Raw genomic sequence first — 2,540 nt, forward strand, 5'->3', positions numbered from 1 at the left:
AGCGGGCCGGCCGGCTCCAGCTGGTCGGTCCCGTGCCGCACCCGCCAGCTGGCGAGGGGGTAGGCGCCGCTGGCCGGGTCCTCGCGCGCGACCAGCGCCCAGTAGTCGGCGTGGGCGAAGTCGGTGGTGAACTCGACCACCGTGAAACCGTGGCGGTCCAGATCCACCCACCGCACATGGCGGTTGACCTGCGTGAGGGCCCCCTGCGCGGTCTGGGACAGCGGGTTGCCCTCCGGCAGGTTGACCATGTCGTCGATGTTGTTGCTGGTGATCGACGGGGTCACGAACTCGATCGCACCGACGCCCGCGCCCGGGTAGTCCGCGGGCTCGAACGGCACCTCGTTGGCCCAGGAAGTGTGGATGTCACCGGTGAGGAAGACGGTGTTGCGGGTGCCGGCGGCGCGGATGACCTCCATCAGTCTGCGGCGCTCACCCGCGTAGCCGTCCCACTGGTCGGGGTTGTAGGTGATGCCCTCGCGCGGGACGCCCAGCAACTCGGTGAGCGCGGCGGTGGTCCGCGGATCGAGAGGGGGCAGGAGCACGGGCGTGATCATCACCGAGTTGCCGATGACGTTCCAGCGGGCGGTCGATGACCTGAGCCCACGGGCCAGCCAGTCGAACTGCTCGGCGCCGGTGATCGTGCCCGTGACGTCGATCGCGTGGCCGTCGAAGCGGTCCGGCCCCTCCGTGCGGTACGAGCGCAGGTCCAGCATGCTGATCTCGGCGAGCGAGCCCCAGCGCAACCGCCGGTAGAGGTGTCCACCGTCGCGGAGGGACTCGGGCCGCACCGGCATCCACTCGAAGTAGGCCTGGGAGCTGGCGGCCTTGCGGTCGGCGAACGGCCCCTGGTGTGGGTGGTGGTTCTCGGCCCCGTCGGACCAGTTGTCGTTCGCGAGCTCGTGGTCGTCCCAGGTGCAAATCCACGGGACGTGCGCGTGCAGGGACTGGAGGTCCGGGTCGGTGTGGTACTGGGCCAGGCGGATCCGGTAGTCGGCCAGGGTCACGGTGTCGTGCGGGGGATCATGGGGCCGCACCGCCCCGAACTTGCCCGTGTACTCATCGCGGCCGTACTCGTAGATGTAGTCGCCCAGTTCGACGATCGCGTCGAGGTCCCCGCGCGCCTCGAGATGGCGGTACCCGGAGAAGTACCCCGCCTCCCAGTTGGAGCACGAGACCACCCCGATGCGCCAGCGGCCGGTGGAGGGCAGCGCCCCGTCCGCCGGGGCGGTGCGGGTGCGACCGGTGGGCGAGGTCTGACCGAGCGCACGGAAGCGGTAGTGGTACCAGCGGTCGGGGGCCAGGCCGGTGCAGTCGAACTTGACGGTGTGGTCGCGGCCGGCGTCGGTGACGAGCGAACCGGTCCGGACGACCTGGGAGAAACCGGGGTCGTTGGCGATCTCCCAACTGACGGTGACGGGCACTCCGCGGCCCGAGCCCGCGAACGCGTCGGGCGCGGGGGTCACCCTTGTCCACAGGATGACGCGATCGGGCATGGGGTCGCCGGACGCGACCCCGTGCTGGAACACCGCCACGTCGGCGCCCGCGACCGCGGACCGGCCCGCCAGCGCACTCGTGCCCACCGCGGCCCCGGCCAGGGCCCCGGCCTTGAGGACGGTCCGACGGGCGAGACCGGTGGTGGTGGGCGTAGTCCCGGTGCGGGCGGCAGGATCCATGCGTCCAGTTCACCCCACCCTCGGGCGGTAGGTGAGAAAACCCACTGATTTGTCACGGAGAGTTCACCGCCGCATCCACTCGGGCCCTCCCCAGCCCTCGCGAGCGCACCCGGGCCGGCCTTCGCGGCCCTCGAGATGATGCCGGGGGGTCGGCCGCTGGCCGGGTGGCGCTCGGGTCTCGTGGGATCGTGGACAATGGGGGCATGACCCAGTTCGGAGATCTCCTCGGCCCCCCGCCCACCCGTCTCACCGGCGACCCCGAGGCGGAGGACGCCATCGCCGCTGGTGACGATCCCCGCGCCGTGGCGGCGTCTCATCCCACCGCGTCGATCGCCTGGGCGGAACTCGCCGAGCGCGCGCTCGACGCCGGTGACGTGATCGGCGCCTATGCATTCGCCCGCACCGGCTACCACCGCGGGCTCGACCAGCTGCGACGTCACGGCTGGAAGGGATTCGGGCCGGTGCCCTTCGATCACGAACCCAACCGTGGCTTCCTGCGGTGCGTGGCCGCCCTGGCCCGCGCCGCGCAGTCGATCGGCGAGGAGGAGGAGTACATCCGGTGTCTGGACCTGGTCAATGAGTCGGACCCGCACGCCGCCGCGCCTCTCGGCCTGGCGTGACCGACTGGACGCCCGCACGCAGGGCGTCTACGGCGCGCTCCCGGCCCCACTGAGGGCGCGGACCCGGAGACTCGCGTACGCCTTCCTGCCGATCGTGCAGTGCGGCCTCGCCGCGGGGATCGCCTGGTTCCTCGCCCACGACGTGCTGGGCCACCCGGCGCCGTTCTTCGCGCCCATCGCCGCCGCCCTGGCTCTGGGTACGGGCATGGGTCGCCGGATCCGCCGGGGCGTCGAGCTGGTGATCGGT

General features: G+C 71.9%; 2 protein-coding genes and 1 pseudogene. 2 read left to right on the top strand and 1 reads right to left on the bottom strand.

Going from position 1 to position 2,540, the window contains the following annotated elements; all coding sequences use genetic code 11:
- Positions 1 to 1,673: alkaline phosphatase D family protein (locus G6026_RS12755; protein ID WP_182613391.1), on the bottom strand; the 1,673-nt coding region annotated here is incomplete at its 3' end.
- 203 nt (positions 1,674 to 1,876) lie between these two features.
- Between G6026_RS12755 and G6026_RS12760 the strand changes: the two genes are divergently transcribed.
- Both G6026_RS12760 and G6026_RS12765 read left to right on the top strand, forming a co-directional pair.
- Positions 1,877 to 2,293: a DUF3151 domain-containing protein gene (locus G6026_RS12760; RefSeq protein WP_031265088.1), complete on the top strand. Its 417-nt coding sequence runs from the start codon at positions 1,877 to 1,879 to the stop codon at positions 2,291 to 2,293.
- Positions 2,250 to 2,540: pseudogene (locus G6026_RS12765) on the top strand (aromatic acid exporter family protein); the annotation flags it as partial. The gene G6026_RS12760 and the pseudogene G6026_RS12765, both read left to right, overlap by 44 nt.

The organism is Dietzia sp. DQ11-38-2, from assembly GCF_014145055.1.
Taxonomy (GTDB): Bacteria; Actinomycetota; Actinomycetes; order Mycobacteriales; family Mycobacteriaceae; genus Dietzia.

Bases quoted from the DNA above. Each gene is read 5' to 3' on its own strand.
- G6026_RS12760 (WP_031265088.1), top strand. From the start codon at position 1,877: ATGACCCAGTTCGGAGATCTCCTCGGCCCCCCGCCCACCCGTCTCACC.